Source organism: Bacillus cereus group sp. N12 (genome assembly GCF_016483575.1).
GTDB lineage: Bacteria > Bacillota > Bacilli > Bacillales > Bacillaceae_G > Bacillus_A > Bacillus_A toyonensis.
Genome location: NZ_JAEHBO010000057.1, coordinates 1 through 17093, shown reverse-complemented (window position 1 = coordinate 17093; position 17093 = coordinate 1). Strand labels below are relative to the sequence as shown.

Genomic DNA, 17093 nt, shown 5'->3' with positions numbered 1-17093 from the left:
ATGAAGATGGAAGATGTCCTTAAATTATTATTTGAAACAATTGAAGACCGAAAGGAAAATCCATTGCCAGAATCATATACAAATTATTTATTTTCAAAAGGAGAAGATAAAATTTTAAAGAAAATTGGGGAAGAGTGCTCTGAAGTGATCATTGCTTCTAAAAATAATGATAAAAAAGAACTAGTAAAAGAAATGGTTGATGTGTTTTATCACTGTTTTGTTCTATTAGCCGAAAAAAACATTTCACTAGAAGATGTTATGGAAGAAGTGAAAGAAAGAAATGGAAAGCTTTCGAGAGTAGGAGAACGAAAAGAAATAGATACGTTATAAGGGGGAATATGTATGAAAGTGGATTATCATCTTCATTTAGAAGAAGGGCCTTATTCAATAGGTTGGCTTGCCAAAATAAATGAAACGCTACAATATTATGAGCCGCTTCAAGAAGAAAGCCATTCTATCGAATGGCTTATGAAGACGCAAGAACGCCTGCAAAGACGTGTGAAGGAAGGACCATTTACAGCGAAATGGATTGATTTATATTTAGAAGAGGCATTGCGAAAAGGTATAAAAGAAGTTGGGATTGTGGATCATTTATACCGCTTTCATGAGTCGAAAGTATATTATGAAAAATATGTGAATATTAGTGATTCGAAGATTGGGCGTTTACAGAAGGAATGGTTAGACCAAGTAAGAGTAGTTTCACTATACGATTTTACAAAGTCGATTGAAGAGGCGAAAGAACGATGGAGTAAAAGAGGCGTTACACTTAAACTTGGAATTGAAGCGGATTATTTTATTGGCTGTGAAGAAGAGCTAAAAGAATTGTTAGCACTAGGAGACTTTGATTATGTAATTGGGTCTGTTCATTTTTTAAATGGCTGGGGGTTTGATAATCCAGATACGAAAGAATATTTTGAGGAGCATGATTTACATATACTATATGATACGTTTTTCAAAACAGTTGAGAGTGCAGTTCGTTCCGAATTATTTGATATTATAGCCCACCTTGATAACATAAAAGTATTTAATTACAGGTTGGATGAGAATGAACAGCTTTCTTATTATAAGAAAATAGCCCGTGCATTAGTAGAAACTAATACCGCAACAGAAATAAATGCGGGATTGTACTATCGTTATCCTGTACGGGAAATGTGCCCGAGTCCACTGTATTTACAAGTGTTAGCTAAACATGGTGTTCCCATTACTATTTCTTCAGATGCTCATTATCCGAATGATTTAGGGAAATACGTAAAAGAAAATGTGCAAACATTACGAAATCATGGTATTACTCATATCGCAACATTTACGAAACGAGCAAGAGTAATGAGACTACTTGAAGAAGAAGTAACAATTATAAAATGACCCACGATTTTTTGATGAAAACCTTCCTTTTTGTTCAAAATAAGAAAGAAAAAAAGGAGGGTAAGAAATGGCGAAACAACAAAATAAACAAAATGTACAAGGTGCACAGCAACAAGCTTATACTTCTGAAACGAATGCTGCATCTCAATCAGTTATTGAGGAGCAAATTAGCGATACAGTTGCAGAAGGAACAATTGATGTAAAGCTCGGAAAAGAATCGCAGGAAAAAGCGTAAGAAGAGGGGGGAGTTGCATCTCCTCTTTTTTCATGGAAAAGTGTCGATTTTCAAAACTATAATCAAATTCCTTGGTTTTTATAAGTGGATTTCTTACAATGAAATATAAGAGATATCTTATTTTCTATAGAAGAGGTGTTAGTAGTGGCAAAAATATTAGTAGCAGGGAAAATTCCAGAAATCGGATTAGAACTATTAAAAGATCATGATGTAGAAATGTATGATAAAGAAGAGTTAATTTCTTTAGATGAATTAACAGAGCGTGTAAAAGATAAAGATGCATTGTTAAGCTTACTTTCTACAAAGGTGACGAAAGAAGTTATAGATGCGGCACCTAATTTAAAGATTGTTGCAAACTATGGTGCTGGCTACGATAATATTGATTACTTGCATGCAGGAGAAAAAGGGATTACGGTAACGAATACACCGAAAGTATCAACTGAAGCGACAGCAGAATTAACATTTGCACTTCTTTTAGCAGCAGCACGTAGAATTCCTGAAGGAGATACGTTATGTCGTACAACTGGATTTAACGGATGGGCGCCATTATTTTTCTTGGGCCGCGAAGTACACGGTAAGACAATTGGAGTTATCGGTCTTGGCGAAATCGGGAAGGCAGTTGCAAAGCGTGCGAAAGCATTTGGAATGAACGTTTTATATACAGGACCGAATCGTAAGCTTGAAGCTGAAGTTGAACTAGAAGCGACATATGTAACATTAGAAGAGCTGTTACAAACGGCAGATTTTATTACAATTAACTGTGCCTATAATCCAAAATTACATCATATGATCGATGAAGAACAGTTTAAAATGATGAAGAAGACAGCATATATTATAAATGCTTCGCGTGGACCAATTATGAATGAATTAGCACTTGCTTATGCATTAAAAACGGAAGGAATTGAAGGAGCGGCTCTTGACGTATTTGAATTTGAACCGAAAATTACGGAAGAACTAAAAGGATTAAAGAATGTGGTGCTTGCTCCTCACGTAGGGAATGCAACATTCGAAACTCGTGATGCGATGGCTGAAATGGCAGTAAGAAATATTTTAGCTGTATTAAACGGTGAAGCCCCTGTAACACCTGTAAATCCAAAAGTATTAGTTACAAAATAAAGTGAGACTTTCATTTGTAAGGCCTCCTGATTAATCAGGTTGTCCGCAAATAGCGGGATAAAAAGAAACCTTCCGAATACGGAAGGTTTTTGTTTTTCTTATTTTTCTTTATTCGCTTTTTTAGACGGTCTTTGTCTAATAAATTGAGATAGCATATACAAAATATATAGTGGAATAGCAATGAATAAGAAAACAGAAAAATTACCGATCCCTGTTTGATACATTGTGATAATGATTCCAACTAAAAATAATGTAATAATGATGCTATATCTTGGAATTGGTACATCTTTTAAACTTGGGATACGAATACGACTCACCATTAAAAATGCGAACGTTACAAAGACTGTAATAAGAACGATTTTGGGAATGGTATGTGAAAATAATGTTAAGAAAGCAACAAGCCCTCCCGCTGCTGTAATCGGTACTCCAGTGAAATATTTCATTGAAGTAGAAGATGGTGTTACATTAAATCGTGCTAAACGATATGCTCCGAAAAGAGGGAATAATCCCGCTATGTATAATCCGATGATTCCGTAGTTTGAGAAAGATGTGTAATACATTAAAACAGCTGGTGCTGCACCAAATGTTACGACATCTGCGAGTGAATCAAGCTCTTTTCCCATTTGTGAATCAACGCGTAATAAACGAGCAACACGACCATCAAGACTATCTAACATCATCCCGATAAGTACTAAAATAGCAGCTGATTTATAATATCCTAAAGATGCATAGCCGATTGATAAAAATCCGCTATATAAATTTCCGAGCGTAAATAAGTTTGGAATAGCTGCTCTATACAAAATCTGATCCCTTGCTTTCTGTAATAAATTCTTAATTAGTGTATGAAAGTTTACTTATTTTATCATACCATAAATTTCTTCCTCATACGAAAGAAATTACCAATTTGTGAAAGATTTCATGGGAGAATGATTTGGAAAATAAGTAGAAAAAGAAGCAACTTTTATAAAGTTGCTTCTTGCACTATTCAAATTTTGTTGTCATCGTTCCGGTTTTATATCGATTGTTAGGATCGAAACGTAATAAATCTCCATAAATGAGTTTATCGGATAATTTTAATTCTGTTTTTGCTTTTTCAATATACGGCTGACATAGTGATATAGCAGCTTCTTCACCTGTATTTCGTTTATAGCACATGTTTTTTGTATAAACATAATCTTCCGAAACAAAACTACCATCACGCATTACCATAAGTGGATCTTTTTCTTTAATAAATAAGTCCGTTCCAAATTCAACGGATTGATTTGTTTTAATCCCAAGTAAATGAAGGAGCGTTGGTTTAATATCAAGTTGACCGGATACTTTAGAAATCGTTTTTCCTTCTTGACCTGGCACATGAATAATGAGAGGGACGCGTTGTAATTGCATAGAATCAAACGGTGTAATAGCGTCTTTCCCAAGGAACTGGGCCATAGCTGCGTTATGGTTTTCAGAAATACCGTAATGATCACCATAAATGACAATAACTGAATTATCATACAGTCCTTCATCTTTTAACTGTTTAATAAATAATTTAAGAGCTTCATCCGTGTAACGAACAGTTGGAAAGTAACGGTTTAAAACACCACTGTCCGAATTAAACTCATCAACATATTGATCTTCTGGATTTAGAAGAAATGGAAAATGGTTTGTTAAAGTGATAAATTTTGTATAGAACGGTTGCGGTAAAGATTTTAACTTTGGAATAGATTGTTCAAAGAACTCTTTATCTTTTAATCCCCAACCAACAGACATTTGTTCCGTACCTACGTAATCATTTAAATTAAAGTAACGGTCATAACCAAGCGCAGGATACATTACGTCACGATTCCAAAACGTTTTATCGTTTGAATGGAACACAGCAGAAGAATATCCGTATTTCTTTAATTGTTCTGGTGTGGCAGTATACTCATTTGTTGCATGAGTAAAGAATACAGAACCACGGTCTAACGGATAAAGTGAATTTTCAACGATAAATTCAGCATCAGAAGTTTTACCTTGTCCCGTTTGATGATAGAAGTTATCGAAATAAAAACTATCTTTAATAAATTCATTTAAAAATGGAGTAATTTCTTTTCCATTTATTTTTTTATTAATAACAAAACTTTGTGTAGATTCCATTGAAATTAAAATTACATTTTTACCTTTTGCAGCTCCAAATAAGTTTTTATCAACTTGCTTATCTTTTGCATCTGTATAGTTTTTAATTTCAGAGAATCCGTCGCCACTTGCGAATACACGTTCAGCCGAAGACTTAGATTGAAGCGTAATATCAAATAGATGATATGTGTATAACCCTAAATTTTTCACGACAGTTTGACGGTCAAATGAGCGTGAGAACATTTGTGGCTTATAAATAACTGAAACAACAATTTGTAGTGCTAATAACGCAGTGACACCGCTAAAGAAAGTTCTCTTCTCAGATCGTGAAAGTGGTGTTTTATCACCAAATGATGGGAATTTACGTGAAATAAACATTAAAATAATTGCATCTGCAAATAAAAGTAATGTTTTGTACGTAAAGAGCTCTTTTATGCTCGTCCCTAAATCAGCCATATTATTTGTTTGGAATAAAACCGGGAAGGTAACGAAATCGTTATAAAACCCATAAAACATTGCATTTCCAAATAAAATAAATGACAGTATAAAACTAATTCCAATTATAATTCGATTTCGATGCTTAGATGCAAATAAAGCTAAACCGAAAAATAAAAGTAACGCAGCTAGTGGATTAATAAACAGCATAAATTCTTCAAAGAAGTTATCAATTTTAATATCAAACGCTAGCTTGTACACAATATATGTTTTAATCCATAATAAAACGACTGCAACGAGTGCAAATCGTAATTTTGGAAACAGATGTTGTAGCATAATATACTCCTCTCCTAGAAAGCATGACAGTTCTTGCGAGCCGTTTTCATTAGCGTCTCACTTTATATATACGAACAGTCTTTTGTTATTATGATTATTATACTATGAGTATCATTATACGAAAATTAAAGAGGGTTGTGGGCTTTTTTTGCAACAATTGAGTAGAAAAAGAGAAGTAGGAGACAATAAAATAGAATTTCTATGCGCGATTATTGTAATTCATTAAATATAGAAAGTATCGCGTAATGGTGCGGAGGTTATAATGCGAAAATTATTTTATCTTATAATGTGCAGTATTTTTATACTCTTTGCTTCACCGATTGTATCAGTAGCTCAGTATGATGCACCTCTTATGGAAGATGCACTTTATTCTGTTTTATTTCCAAAAATAAATAAAGCAATTGAAAAACAATATGGGAGTTTGAAACCTTATCAATGTCCTAAAATTATTAGTTTAAAAAAAGTGTATAGTGGTACATATTTATTTCAAACGGTTATTGAAGTGACGAAGTACGAACAGATTGGTGGGAAAATTGTTCCACCATTTGAAAAAGTAACTATTACGTTTAATAATGAAGAAGGCGAATGGGAAGTAACGAAGATAATAGTAAAGCGCTTACCAAATGATACGAAATTAAACTGTAAAAAAACAATATAAAAAATTGTTTGACAAATAAAATGATCCTTTGGTATTGTTAATAGCAACAATTAGATGTTTGAAAATTAAATAGACTTACCTCATCTACTCTCAAAGGTAGAGGCCGCGATAGGAAAGAGTAAGCTATGGGAGATTTAGTGGAATCTGTGACCATGGGTTGAAAGGGACTATTGCCGAAATATAAGAATAACCACCTTATTCATATATTGGGACTGCATTGAATAAATGTAGTACTGTCATAAGATTTATTTTATGGAGAGCTATTTGGAGATGTTGATGCGGTTTCTTATTTTGAGAAGATAACAACTTGTTTATTTTTTCAATATATATTTTTCCTAATAAGAAACGCGTGTGAACATTGTTCCGCGCGTTTTTTGTCTATCTAAAAGCGTGCTGCAATGAATAGAAGATTGGGGTTATGAGTTTTAGAGGAAATAAGGGAGGAATTCAAATGTATTTACACGGCACAAGCCGAATCAATGGGCAAGGACACTTAGAAATTGGAGGGTGCGATACGACGCAGCTAGCAAAACAATACGGAACACCACTTTATGTATACGATGAAGAGTCTATTCGAGGGAAATGTCGTGCGTTTCATCGTGCTTTTAAAGAAAGTGGTTTCTCTTATCAAGTAGCATATGCAAGCAAGGCGTTCTTGTGCATGGAGATGTGCCGAGTAGCTCGTGAAGAGAACATGTCATTAGATGTTGTTTCGGGTGGGGAATTATATACTGCGCTCCAAGCAGGATTTCCAGCATCACGTATTCATTTTCATGGAAACAATAAAACAGAAGAAGAGATAGTGATGGCTCTTCAGGCGAATATCGGTTGTTTTGTAGTAGATAATTTCTTGGAATTAGAAGTTTTACACGATTTAGCAATGCAACATGGGAAATTTGTAAACATATTAATTCGTGTAACGCCTGGAGTAGAGGCGCACACACATGAATATATTACGACAGGCCAAGAGGATTCAAAATTTGGATTTGGCGTTTCAAATGGTCAAGCGATGCAGGCAATTGGGCTTGCTTTACAAAAATCAAATTATAATGTGTTAGGGATTCATTCACATATCGGATCACAAATATTTGAAACGGCTGGTTTTGTTCGAGCGATTGAAGTTCTTCGTAAATTTTTGGAAGAGGTGAGAGAGCAAACGAACTATGTAGTAAAAGTATTAAATGTAGGCGGAGGATTTGGAATACGCTATACAGAGTCAGATACACCATTAACTCTTGAGACATATGTGCGAGCTGTAACAAGTGCAGTGAGAGAACAATTTACAGTATGTGAATATCCATTGCCAGAAATATGGGTTGAACCAGGTCGTAGTATTGTAGGTGATGCGGGAACGACAATTTATACAGTTGGATCTGTGAAAGAAATTCCTGGCATTCGGAAATATGTATCCGTCGATGGTGGAATGACAGATAACTTAAGACCGGCTTTATATAGCGCTCGTTACGAAGCGATGTTAGCGAATCGAGGAAATGATGAGAATGAGGAACTCGTTTCAATTGCTGGGAAATGCTGTGAGAGTGGAGATATGCTAATTTGGGATATTAATCTACCGAAAGTTGCTTCTTCTGATTTACTAGCAATTTCTTGTACGGGAGCATATGGGTACTCGATGGCGAATAATTATAATCGAATTCGGAGACCAGCCGTCGTCTTTGCGAAAGGTGGCACATCGCAAATTGTTGTGGAACGTGAAACGTACGAAAATATCATTGGGAACGATCGCATACGTATTAAAGAGCTTGTTTAAATAAGGAAAAGGAGTTGTTCGAATGGGCAATTCCTTTTTTATAAAGTGAAACTATAATCAGTGGGGGGATTGCCCGCAAATAGCGGGATAAAATAAAATAATTAAAATATATCGGAAAACTAGGATTGAAAAAAATCAGAATTGTGATAAAATACAAATACAAAGCTTATCAAGAGAAGCGGAGGGAACTGGCCCGAAGAAGCTCGGCAACCTGCTTATAGAAAGCAAGGTGCTAAATCCAGCAAAATGGAATCCATTTTGAAAGATAAGGTAAAATATATTACCGAACAGTCTTTTCGAAATGGGAAAGATTTTTTTTATGAATAAAAAAGGGGGGCTGTTCGCGTGAGCGTACGGGAACATTTTGATGAAGTATCTGAGAAAATTCAAGCGATGCTTGCTGATATGAAATATGGTTCAATTACAATTGTGGTGCAAGATGGAAAAGTAATTCAATTAGAGAAAAGTGAAAAAGTACGTTTAAAGTGAAAAGCGCTGACTAGAAAAACTAGAGGCGGTTTTAATCTATTTTAATAGATTAAAACCGTCTTTTTGCTTTTACAGGGGGAAAAAACATGTTGACGTATGAAACGTGGGAAGAAAATCGTGTTTCATTTTCAGAGGAAGATGAAACGAAAGGCGCGCTATCCGTATTAAGTTGGGCTTATAAAGAATATAAAGATGAAATTGTATACGCGTGTAGCTTCGGAGTGGAAGGCATGGTTTTACTGCATCTTATAAACCAAGTAAATCCATCTGCTAAAGTTGTATTTTTGGATACAAATGTTCATTTTCAAGAAACGTATGAATTAATTCAAAAAGTAAGAGAACGATTTCCTTCATTAAATATTATAGAAAAACAGCCGGAACTTACACTCGATGAACAAGCGAAGTTGCACGGTGAGAAACTATGGGAAAGCAATCCGAATCTCTGTTGTAAGATTAGGAAGATTTTGCCGTTAGAAAAATCACTTACAGAGGAAAAAGCGTGGATATCGGGCTTAAGAAGGGAACAATCAGAAACGCGTAAGCATACAAAGTTTATAAATCAAGATCATCGTTTTCAATCTATTAAAGTTTGTCCGCTTATTCATTGGACGTGGAAAGAAGTATGGCGATATGTATACAAACATAACTTGCCATACAACCCATTACATGATATTGGATATCCAAGTATCGGGTGTGAGAAGTGTACGTTACCTGTAGGTGCCGGTGGTGATTCAAGAGATGGTAGGTGGACCGGGAAAATGAAAACCGAATGCGGTCTTCATTACCAATAAGATGTATCTTGAAATAAAGCTAAGAGGGGATATAGAAAATGACTACAAGAAACGAATTAATAAATCGTGTAGATGAGACATACGACGTATCACAAATTGAAAAAGAAATTGAATTAGACAACATTGCATTAAGTGATTTAGAACTGCTAGCGACAGGGGGATATAGTCCGCTTACTGGTTTTTTAGGGAAAAAAGACTATGATTCGGTCGTAGAAACGCTTCGTTTAGCAGATGGAAGCGTATGGAGTATACCGATTACATTGTCAGTAACAGAAGAAGTAGCAGAGGGACTGAAAGCTGGAGAGGAAGTAAAACTTGTTAATGACAGAAATATATATGGTGTCATTCAAATAGAAGATATTTTTGCACCTGATAAAGAAAAAGAAGCTTTACTTGTATATAAAACGACGGATGAGGCTCATCCAGGCGTGAAAAAATTATATGAACGACCAGATGTTTATGTTGGAGGAGCTATTACGCTTATAAAACGCTTGGAAAATAAGCAATTTCCTTCTTATCATTTAGACCCAATTGAAACGAGAGAAGAATTTAAAAAACGTGGCTGGAAAACAGTAGTTGGATTTCAAACGAGAAATCCGGTACATCGTGCCCATGAGTATATTCAAAAATCTGCTCTTGAAATTGTAGATGGTCTCTTTTTAAATCCGCTCGTTGGGGAAACAAAGTCAGATGATATTCCTGCTGATGTAAGGATGGAAAGCTACGAAGTGTTGCTTCAAAACTATTATCCGAAAAATCGTGTCTTTTTAGGTGTATTTCCTGCAGCGATGCGCTACGCAGGACCAAGGGAAGCGATATTTCATGCATTGGTAAGAAAGAATTTTGGGTGTACCCACTTTATTGTAGGACGTGATCATGCTGGGGTAGGAGACTATTACGGAACATACGAAGCGCAGGAAATCTTTACGAACTTTACAGTGGAAGAGTTAGGGATTACGCCGCTATTTTTTGAACATAGCTTTTACTGTACGAGATGTGAAGCGATGGCTTCAACGAAAACGTGTCCGCATGGAAAAGAGGACCGTGTCATTTTATCAGGTACAAAAGTAAGAGAAATGTTAAGAAATGGTGAGATTCCGCCAAGTACATTTAGTCGTAAAGAAGTAGTGGAAGTGTTAATTAAAGGTTTGAAAAAAGAAGTAGTAACAGAATAGGGAGAGAACGAGATGGATACGAATATTACTTGGCACACAGCTTCTGTTTCGAAAAATGAGAGAAGAGTGAAGAATGGGCATCATAGTTTTGTAATTTGGTTTACTGGTTTATCAGCTTCGGGTAAATCTACAGTAGCGAATGCGGTTGCTCGTAAACTATTTGAAAAGAATATTGGAAATTATGTGTTAGATGGGGATAATATTCGCCATGGTTTAAATAAAGACTTAGGTTTTTCTGAAAGTGATCGTATGGAGAATATAAGGCGTATTGGCGAAGTGGCGAAGCTATTTGTAGATCAAGGTACTGTTGTTCTTACAGCGTTCATTTCACCATTTCGAGTAGATCGAAAACAAGTTAGGGATCTATTAGCGGCAGATGAGTTTATAGAAGTGTTTGTAAAATGTCCAATTGAAGAGTGTGAAAAACGTGATCCAAAAGGGTTATACAAAAAAGCGAGACAAGGTGATATTAAAGATTTTACAGGTATTGATTCACCGTATGAGGAACCAGATCGAGCGGAATTAATTGTAGAAACGCACAAGTATTCTATTGAAGAATGTGCAGAACAAATCGTGAAGTACTTACAAGAGCGTAGTTTTGTCCCGTTGTTTGCTGGGAAGTAAAACGCCCACCTCAAAATTCGGCTGGAGCAGGCTGTAAATGCCCGATTGGTGAGGGTTGATTAAAGTTTCACTTTATATAGGGGGATTTAAAAATGAGTTATGAAAAAGTATGGGCTAATAATGAAAAATTAAATCAGACTGAGAAAAATAAATTAGCAAAAGATGGTTTGGAAATTTTTAATGATATTCCTTACTATGCGGAAAATGGATTCGAATCTATTCCGAAAGAAGAGTGGGACGCATTTAAATGGGCAGGATTGTATTTGCAAAGACCGAAAGAAGCTGGCTATTTTATGATGCGTGTAAATATTCCTTCAGGGATTATTACAAATGCGCAGGCGGAAGTGCTTGCTTCTATCGCTGAGGATTATGGACGTGATGTAATAGATATTACGACAAGACAGGCGATTCAGTTTCACTGGTTAGAAATTCAGCAAATGCCAGATATTTTTAAAAGATTAGCAAGAGTTGGGTTATCTTCAGCAGGGGCGTGTGGTGATATAACACGTAATATTACAGGTAATCCACTTGCAGGAATTGATGCGAATGAACTGTTTGATACAACGCATATTGTGAAGGAGGTATATGACTATTTCCAACATAATGAAGAGTTTTCTAACTTACCACGTAAATTTAAAATGTCTATTAGTTCTAACGTTTATAACTCGGCAAACGCAGAGATTAACTGTGTTGCATTTACACCTGCTACAAAAGAAATAGATGGTGAGAAAAAAGTTGGTTTTCATATAAAAGTAGGCGGTGGATTATCAGCCCGTCCGTATTTAGCTGATGAATTAGATGTGTTCGTTTTACCAGAAGAAGTGAAGGCGGTAGCAATTGGGATTGCTACTATATTCCGTGATTTTGGATATCGCGAGAAACGTCATTTAGCTCGTTTGAAATTTCTTGTTGCAGACTGGGGAGCAGAGAAATTTAAAGAGAAACTAATCGAGTATACAGGACCATTGCAAAGTAAAGGAGAAAGTGCACTTAAAGGATGGAATGCAGGCTATTTTTATGGTGTTCAAGATCAAAAACAAGATGGATTAAAATATGTCGGTTTTAATGTGCCGGTAGGTCGTTTACATGCAAAAGAAATGTTTGAGATTGCAAGAATTGCAAAGCAGTATGGAAATGGACAAATTCGTACGTGTAACTCACAAAACTTCATCATTCCGAATGTTCCACCAGAAAATGTAACGGGTTTATTAAGTGAACCGTTGTTTGAAGCGATATCTGCAAGTCCGAAATCATTTATTGGTCATGCGGTTTCATGTACTGGTATTGAATATTGCAATCTTGCTCTAGTAGAAACGAAAGAAAGATTACGGAAAATTGCAGAATACTTAGATACAGAAATTGCACTTGATGTTCCAGTTCGAATTCATATGGTAGGATGCCCAAATTCATGTGGTCAACGTCAAATTGCTGACATCGGATTACAAGGGGTAAAAATGAAAACGAAGGAAAAAGGGATTGTTGAAGCATTTGAAATATATGTAGGTGGAACGTTGTTAGATGGCGGTGCCTATAATCAAAAGTTAAAAGGGAAAATAGATGGCGAGGATTTACCGGATGTACTCGCATCATTTATAAGTTATTTTAAAGAGAATAAGTTACCTGCCGAAACATTTTATGATTTTGTCGGACGTATTGGTGTAGATACATTGCAAATAGCTTTAAATAACGTGTTAGAAGAAGTAATAGCGTCTTAGGAGGGGCAATATGGATTTATATCGATTTGAAGCTGTGTTAGCGAATAATATCGTTCCGATTGTTGTTGTTGCTCAAAGTGAAGAGCAGGCATTTAAGCTTGCGGAGATTGAGCTTGAAAAGCATTTTTTACCGTTGCCAGAAGTAAAGGAAATCTCCTTATTTGAAAAAAAGAAGATTCGAAAAGGTGCGGCATTTGTTGTTCATGAGTAAATAACATTGAAATACGAACGTATACTAACTTCCATTCATGCATAAGGATGGAAGTTTCATTTTAATAGTAGAAATGAGGAGAGATGATGGGGAAGGTGTATATAGTTGGAGCGGGTCCTGGCGATCCGGATTTAATTACTGTTAAAGGATTGAAATGTATTGAGAAGGCAGATGTTATTTTATATGACCGTCTCGTGAATAAAGAATTGCTTTCATATGCAAAGCCTGAAGCGGATTTAATTTATTGCGGGAAACTCCCGAATTATCACACGATGAAGCAAGAGACAATTAACACATTTCTTATTAAATATGCGAAAAAAGGAAAAGTTGTAACGAGGTTAAAGGGCGGTGATCCATTTGTATTTGGTAGAGGGGGGGAAGAAGCTGAAGCGTTAGCAAAGCAGGGTGTACCATTTGAAATCGTTCCTGGTATTTCAGCTGGAATAGCTGCACCTGCTTATGCCGGTATTCCGGTGACGCATCGTGATGCAAGTGCGAGTTTTGCGGTTGTGACAGGGCATAGAAAAGAAGGTGCTGAAGAGGAAGTGAAGTGGGAAAATTTAGCGAAAGGTGTAGAGACCTTGGCAGTATATATGGGAGTTAGTAATTTGTCCTACATATGCGAACAACTTATGAAGCATGGAAAAGATAAAGGTACACCTGCTGCTATTATTGAACGGGGAACGACGTCTATGCAGCGTACAGTTGTCGGGACGTTAGGGACAATTGTAGATGTTGCGAGAAAAGAACAAATTCAAAATCCGAGTATGATTGTAATTGGAGAAGTTGTCCGTTTTAGAGAGAAAATTCATTGGTTTGAAAAACAAACGGAACAGACTTATCAAGTAAGCGGAGTGTTATAAAATGAAAGCCATCTTATATATATGTCATGGAAGTCGTTTGAGGGCAGCGAAAGAAGAGGCAATTCAATTTATTACGACATGTATGAGCCGTATAGAAGCGACTATTCAAGAAGTGTGTTTTTTAGAGCTGGCGAATCCTTCTATTGAAGAAGGATTTCGTACATGTGCGAAGCGTGGTGCGACAGAGATTATTGCTATTCCTGTTTTCTTATTAGCAGCAGGCCATGTGAAGAATGATATTCCTTTTGAATTACAAAAGTTAAATAATCAATACCCTAATATTAAAGTGACGTATGGTAATCCGTTTGGTGTATCAGAGACACTTATAAAGTCGGTATATAACGGAAGTGGTATTGAAGAATATAAAGATGAAGTAACACTTTTACTCGTTGCAAGGGGTAGTAGCGATCCTGAAACTTTACAAGATATAAATCGGATCGCTACTTTATTTCAAGCAGAAGAAAAAATTGCTAAAGTAGAAGTGTGTTTTTTAGCAGCTGCGGAGCCGAAATTTGAGGAGAAATTAAAGGAAGTTGTAGAGCGAAAAGAAGGGTGTATTATTGTATTACCTTATTTGTTATTTACAGGCTTACTTATGAAACATATTGAGAAAGAAGTGCGTCAATATGAGTTGGATGAGATAAAAATAAGTCCGTATTTAGGAAAAAATGAAGTGGTTCAAGATATGTTAATTCAGAAAACGAAGGAGTTATTGAAGGGAGATTCATATGTATCCACTTACAGTGCAAGTTAATAAGAAACGGGTTGTTGTCATTGGTGGAGGAAAAGTTGCCGGATTTAAAATAATTCCTTTACTCAAACAAGGTGCGGATATAGTAGTAGTAAGTCCAGAATTAGATGTAAATTTAGTGAAACTTGTGGAGGAGAAGAAAATTCGTTGGTATCAAAGAGAGTATGAAAAAAGTGATATTAAAGATGCTTTTTTAGTTGTTGCGGCGAGTAGTGATTCTATATTAAATGAACAAGTTGCTGAAGATGCTGCAAAGAATCAATTGGTAAATGTTATTACGAACCCGGAAAGTGGCAATGTTCACTTTCCGGCAGCGATTCATCGTGGGTTACTTAATATAGCGGTTTCTACCGGAGGAGCAAGTCCAAAACTCGCAAAAAAAATTCGAGATGATATCGCGAATAAATACGATGAAACATACGAAATATATTTAGATTTTTTATATGAAGTAAGGGTGAAGTTAAAAGACTTACAGTTAGAAAAGAAAGAACGGCATATATTACTACAAGAAGTATTGAAATCAGCATATGTGCAAAATGAGGGGAAAAGAGAACAGTTTTTACAAGAATTAGAGGAGAGAGTTCTAAAGAGATAAAAAGTAAATAGCGCTTTACAAGTATAAAAATATAATTTATAATCACAAGTAACTTCAATAGATGAAATCGATGAGCAAGAAGAGTACGTATATTTGATGCGTTCAGAGAGCTGGGATAAGGTGTGAGCCCGGTACGATAAAATATACAGAATGGGCTTGCGAGAGGTATGTTGAACATTGTAGTAGGCAACCCGGGTTCCGCCGTTAAAAGGATAGAGTATCGGAATTATTCCTGTACTTGAACAAGTGGGATTTATCAGTCCAATTGAGGTGGTACCACGGTATTTACATTACATATATCGTCCTCTACATGCATATTTGCGTGTAGGGGACTTTTTTATTTTCTAAAGGAGGTGTGCGAGTATGAAATGAAAGTGTATAATTGTTAAAAGTTTAAATATTCAGAAAAGGGGAATTTATGATGAAAGAAACACAGCAATGGACGTCGAAAATAGGCTTTGTACTCGCAGCAGCCGGAGCAGCAGTAGGTCTTGGTGCGATATGGAAATTTCCATATGTTGCAGGTAATGGCGGGGGAGGCGCATTCTTCCTAGTCTTCTTACTATTAACTTTATTTATTGGGATGCCGCTATTACTAGCAGAATTTGTTATTGGTCGTAGTACACAAAAAGAGGCAGTTACAGCGTATAAAGTATTAGTGCCAAATAGTAAAGTATATCCTTGGATTGGTCGTATGGGAGTTGTAACATGTTTTAGTGTACTCTCTTTCTATAGTGTTGTAGGTGGATGGATTTTACTGTATTTATACTACAGTGTTACAGGTAGTTTCTGGAATGGTGTTGTCGATTATGCGAGTGTGTTTGGTGAGGCGATTTCAAATCCAGTAAGTGCGATTGGAGCGCAATTTATCTTTATGCTTTGTACTATTTTTGTCGTAAGTAAAGGTGTAGAGAAAGGTATAGAAAAGGCAAGTAAGTATATGATGCCATTATTATTTATTTTATTTATCGCGATTATTATTCGTGCGTTGACACTTGATGGTGCTTTTGCTGGAGTAGAGTTCTTCTTAAAACCTGACTTTTCAAAGCTTACAGCAGATACGATTTTATATGCGATGGGACAATCTTTCTTCTCACTAACAGTAGGTGCCTCGGTAATGGTAACGTATAGTTCGTATTTAAAGAAAGAAGAACATTTAGCGAAATCAGCAACATCTATTGTAAGTTTAACTGTTTTCGTTACAGTACTTGCGGGATTAGCGATTTTCCCAGCGATTTTCGCATTAGGAGTTAAACCGACGGAAGGACCGGGATTACTGTTTATCGTCCTTCCAGCCGTATTTGCAAAAATACCATTTGGACAATTTTTCTTTATTATGTTTTTAATTTTATTCTTCTTTGCGACTTTAACATCAGCTATTTCAATGCTTGAAATTGTAGTAGCATCTGTTGCGAAAGGTAATGAAAAGAAGCGTCCTTCAGCATCATTATTAATTGGTATTCTTATTTTTGCAGTTGGAATTCCGTCAGCATTATCGTTTGGAATTATGAGTGATGTGAAAATATTTGGGAAAACATTCTTTGATTTCGTCGACTTCTCGGTAAGTAATGTTTTGCTGCCGCTAGGGGTACTAGCTATTTCGCTATTTGTACCAAATAAAATGAGTAAAGAGTTATTAATGAAAGAATTAGAAGTTACGGAAACGAAAGGGAAGACGTTATTTAACATTTGGTTCTTCTTGCTTCGTTATGTTATTCCAGTAACTGTAATTATCGTATTTTTAAATGCGATAGGTGTATTTAAAATGTTTGCATAATAAAAAGACGGAGATTTCTGGTCTTATCCCTGTCAAGTAGACAGTATTAAAAAGACTAAGCCTGTCTCTTATACACATCTCCGAGCCCACGAGAC

18 protein-coding genes, 2 riboswitches and 1 other annotated feature are annotated in these 17093 nt (G+C 35.9%); of the genes, 16 read left to right on the top strand and 2 right to left on the bottom strand.

Features of this window, described 5'->3' with window-relative positions; all coding sequences use genetic code 11:
- The first annotated feature begins 6 nt into the window (after nucleotides 1-6).
- The 4 genes from hisE to JDS92_RS21435 all read left to right on the top strand — a co-directional run bounded on the left by hisE (nucleotide 7) and on the right by JDS92_RS21435 (nucleotide 2713).
- Nucleotides 7-330 carry a phosphoribosyl-ATP diphosphatase gene (gene hisE / locus JDS92_RS21450; RefSeq protein ID WP_000390406.1) on the top strand — a complete coding sequence of 108 codons (324 nt, stop codon included), beginning with the start codon at nucleotides 7-9 and terminating at the stop codon, nucleotides 328-330.
- 12 nt (nucleotides 331-342) lie between these two features.
- A complete protein-coding gene (locus JDS92_RS21445; RefSeq protein WP_199632471.1) occupies nucleotides 343-1362 on the top strand; it encodes a histidinol phosphate phosphatase domain-containing protein in 1020 nt (339 codons plus the stop codon).
- Nucleotides 1363-1429: 67 nt separating this feature from the next.
- Nucleotides 1430-1597 (top strand): YozQ family protein, encoded by a 168-nt coding sequence (locus tag JDS92_RS21440; protein ID WP_001118878.1) that lies wholly within the window; start codon nucleotides 1430-1432, stop codon nucleotides 1595-1597.
- A gap of 144 nt (nucleotides 1598-1741) precedes the next feature.
- On the top strand, nucleotides 1742-2713 hold the full coding sequence (locus tag JDS92_RS21435) for a 2-hydroxyacid dehydrogenase family protein (protein WP_098710933.1): 972 nt from the start codon (nucleotides 1742-1744) through the stop codon (nucleotides 2711-2713).
- A gap of 98 nt (nucleotides 2714-2811) precedes the next feature.
- On the opposite strand, the gene pssA is transcribed toward JDS92_RS21435, so the two are convergent.
- Both pssA and JDS92_RS21425 read right to left on the bottom strand, forming a co-directional pair.
- Nucleotides 2812-3513 (bottom strand): CDP-diacylglycerol--serine O-phosphatidyltransferase, encoded by a 702-nt coding sequence (pssA, locus tag JDS92_RS21430; RefSeq protein WP_000285424.1) that lies wholly within the window; start codon nucleotides 3511-3513, stop codon nucleotides 2812-2814.
- A 181-nt stretch (nucleotides 3514-3694) separates the two neighbouring features.
- Nucleotides 3695-5581 carry an LTA synthase family protein gene (locus JDS92_RS21425; RefSeq protein ID WP_000939071.1) on the bottom strand — a complete coding sequence of 629 codons (1887 nt, stop codon included), beginning with the start codon at nucleotides 5579-5581 and terminating at the stop codon, nucleotides 3695-3697.
- A 262-nt stretch (nucleotides 5582-5843) separates the two neighbouring features.
- Here JDS92_RS21425 and JDS92_RS21420 point away from each other — a divergent pair, with 262 nt between their 5' ends.
- The 12 genes from JDS92_RS21420 (at nucleotide 5844) to JDS92_RS21365 (ending at nucleotide 16998) form a co-directional block, all read left to right on the top strand.
- Nucleotides 5844-6239 (top strand): DUF3888 domain-containing protein, encoded by a 396-nt coding sequence (locus JDS92_RS21420; protein ID WP_098710932.1) that lies wholly within the window; start codon nucleotides 5844-5846, stop codon nucleotides 6237-6239.
- Nucleotides 6240-6328: 89 nt separating this feature from the next.
- Nucleotides 6329-6510: riboswitch (Lysine riboswitch) on the top strand.
- Between the two features lie 180 nt (nucleotides 6511-6690).
- Nucleotides 6691-8007, top strand: a complete 1317-nt coding sequence (lysA, locus tag JDS92_RS21415) for a diaminopimelate decarboxylase (RefSeq protein ID WP_000280670.1) — start codon at nucleotides 6691-6693, stop codon at nucleotides 8005-8007.
- A gap of 163 nt (nucleotides 8008-8170) precedes the next feature.
- Nucleotides 8171-8279, top strand: a riboswitch (SAM riboswitch).
- 73 nt (nucleotides 8280-8352) lie between these two features.
- The gene (locus JDS92_RS21410) at nucleotides 8353-8496 is read left to right on the top strand and encodes a YezD family protein (protein ID WP_000116159.1); all 144 of its coding nucleotides are present in this window, start codon (nucleotides 8353-8355) and stop codon (nucleotides 8494-8496) included.
- Between the two features lie 86 nt (nucleotides 8497-8582).
- Nucleotides 8583-9287 (top strand): phosphoadenylyl-sulfate reductase, encoded by a 705-nt coding sequence (locus tag JDS92_RS21405; protein WP_000959007.1) that lies wholly within the window; start codon nucleotides 8583-8585, stop codon nucleotides 9285-9287.
- Between the two features lie 38 nt (nucleotides 9288-9325).
- Complete coding sequence (gene sat / locus JDS92_RS21400) at nucleotides 9326-10462, top strand: sulfate adenylyltransferase (RefSeq protein ID WP_098138225.1); 1137 nt, start codon at nucleotides 9326-9328, stop codon at nucleotides 10460-10462.
- Between the two features lie 12 nt (nucleotides 10463-10474).
- The gene (cysC, locus tag JDS92_RS21395) at nucleotides 10475-11086 is read left to right on the top strand and encodes an adenylyl-sulfate kinase (RefSeq protein ID WP_000380522.1); all 612 of its coding nucleotides are present in this window, start codon (nucleotides 10475-10477) and stop codon (nucleotides 11084-11086) included.
- A 92-nt stretch (nucleotides 11087-11178) separates the two neighbouring features.
- Complete coding sequence (locus JDS92_RS21390) at nucleotides 11179-12801, top strand: nitrite/sulfite reductase (protein ID WP_000119600.1); 1623 nt, start codon at nucleotides 11179-11181, stop codon at nucleotides 12799-12801.
- A gap of 10 nt (nucleotides 12802-12811) precedes the next feature.
- Nucleotides 12812-13012, top strand: coding sequence for a DUF3906 family protein (locus JDS92_RS21385; protein WP_000366906.1), 201 nt, complete (start codon nucleotides 12812-12814; stop codon nucleotides 13010-13012).
- 86 nt (nucleotides 13013-13098) lie between these two features.
- Nucleotides 13099-13875 (top strand): uroporphyrinogen-III C-methyltransferase, encoded by a 777-nt coding sequence (gene cobA / locus JDS92_RS21380; RefSeq protein ID WP_097959615.1) that lies wholly within the window; start codon nucleotides 13099-13101, stop codon nucleotides 13873-13875.
- A gap of 1 nt (nucleotide 13876) precedes the next feature.
- A complete protein-coding gene (locus tag JDS92_RS21375) occupies nucleotides 13877-14629 on the top strand; it encodes a sirohydrochlorin chelatase (RefSeq protein WP_097959616.1) in 753 nt (250 codons plus the stop codon).
- Nucleotides 14604-15221, top strand: coding sequence for an NAD(P)-binding protein (locus JDS92_RS21370; RefSeq protein WP_000283323.1), 618 nt, complete (start codon nucleotides 14604-14606; stop codon nucleotides 15219-15221). The genes JDS92_RS21375 and JDS92_RS21370 overlap by 26 nt, the downstream gene beginning before the upstream one ends.
- A gap of 61 nt (nucleotides 15222-15282) precedes the next feature.
- Nucleotides 15283-15531: a binding site (T-box leader), on the top strand.
- 111 nt (nucleotides 15532-15642) lie between these two features.
- Nucleotides 15643-16998 carry a sodium-dependent transporter gene (locus tag JDS92_RS21365; RefSeq protein WP_000665454.1) on the top strand — a complete coding sequence of 452 codons (1356 nt, stop codon included), beginning with the start codon at nucleotides 15643-15645 and terminating at the stop codon, nucleotides 16996-16998.
- The last annotated feature ends 95 nt before the right edge of the window (nucleotides 16999-17093 follow it).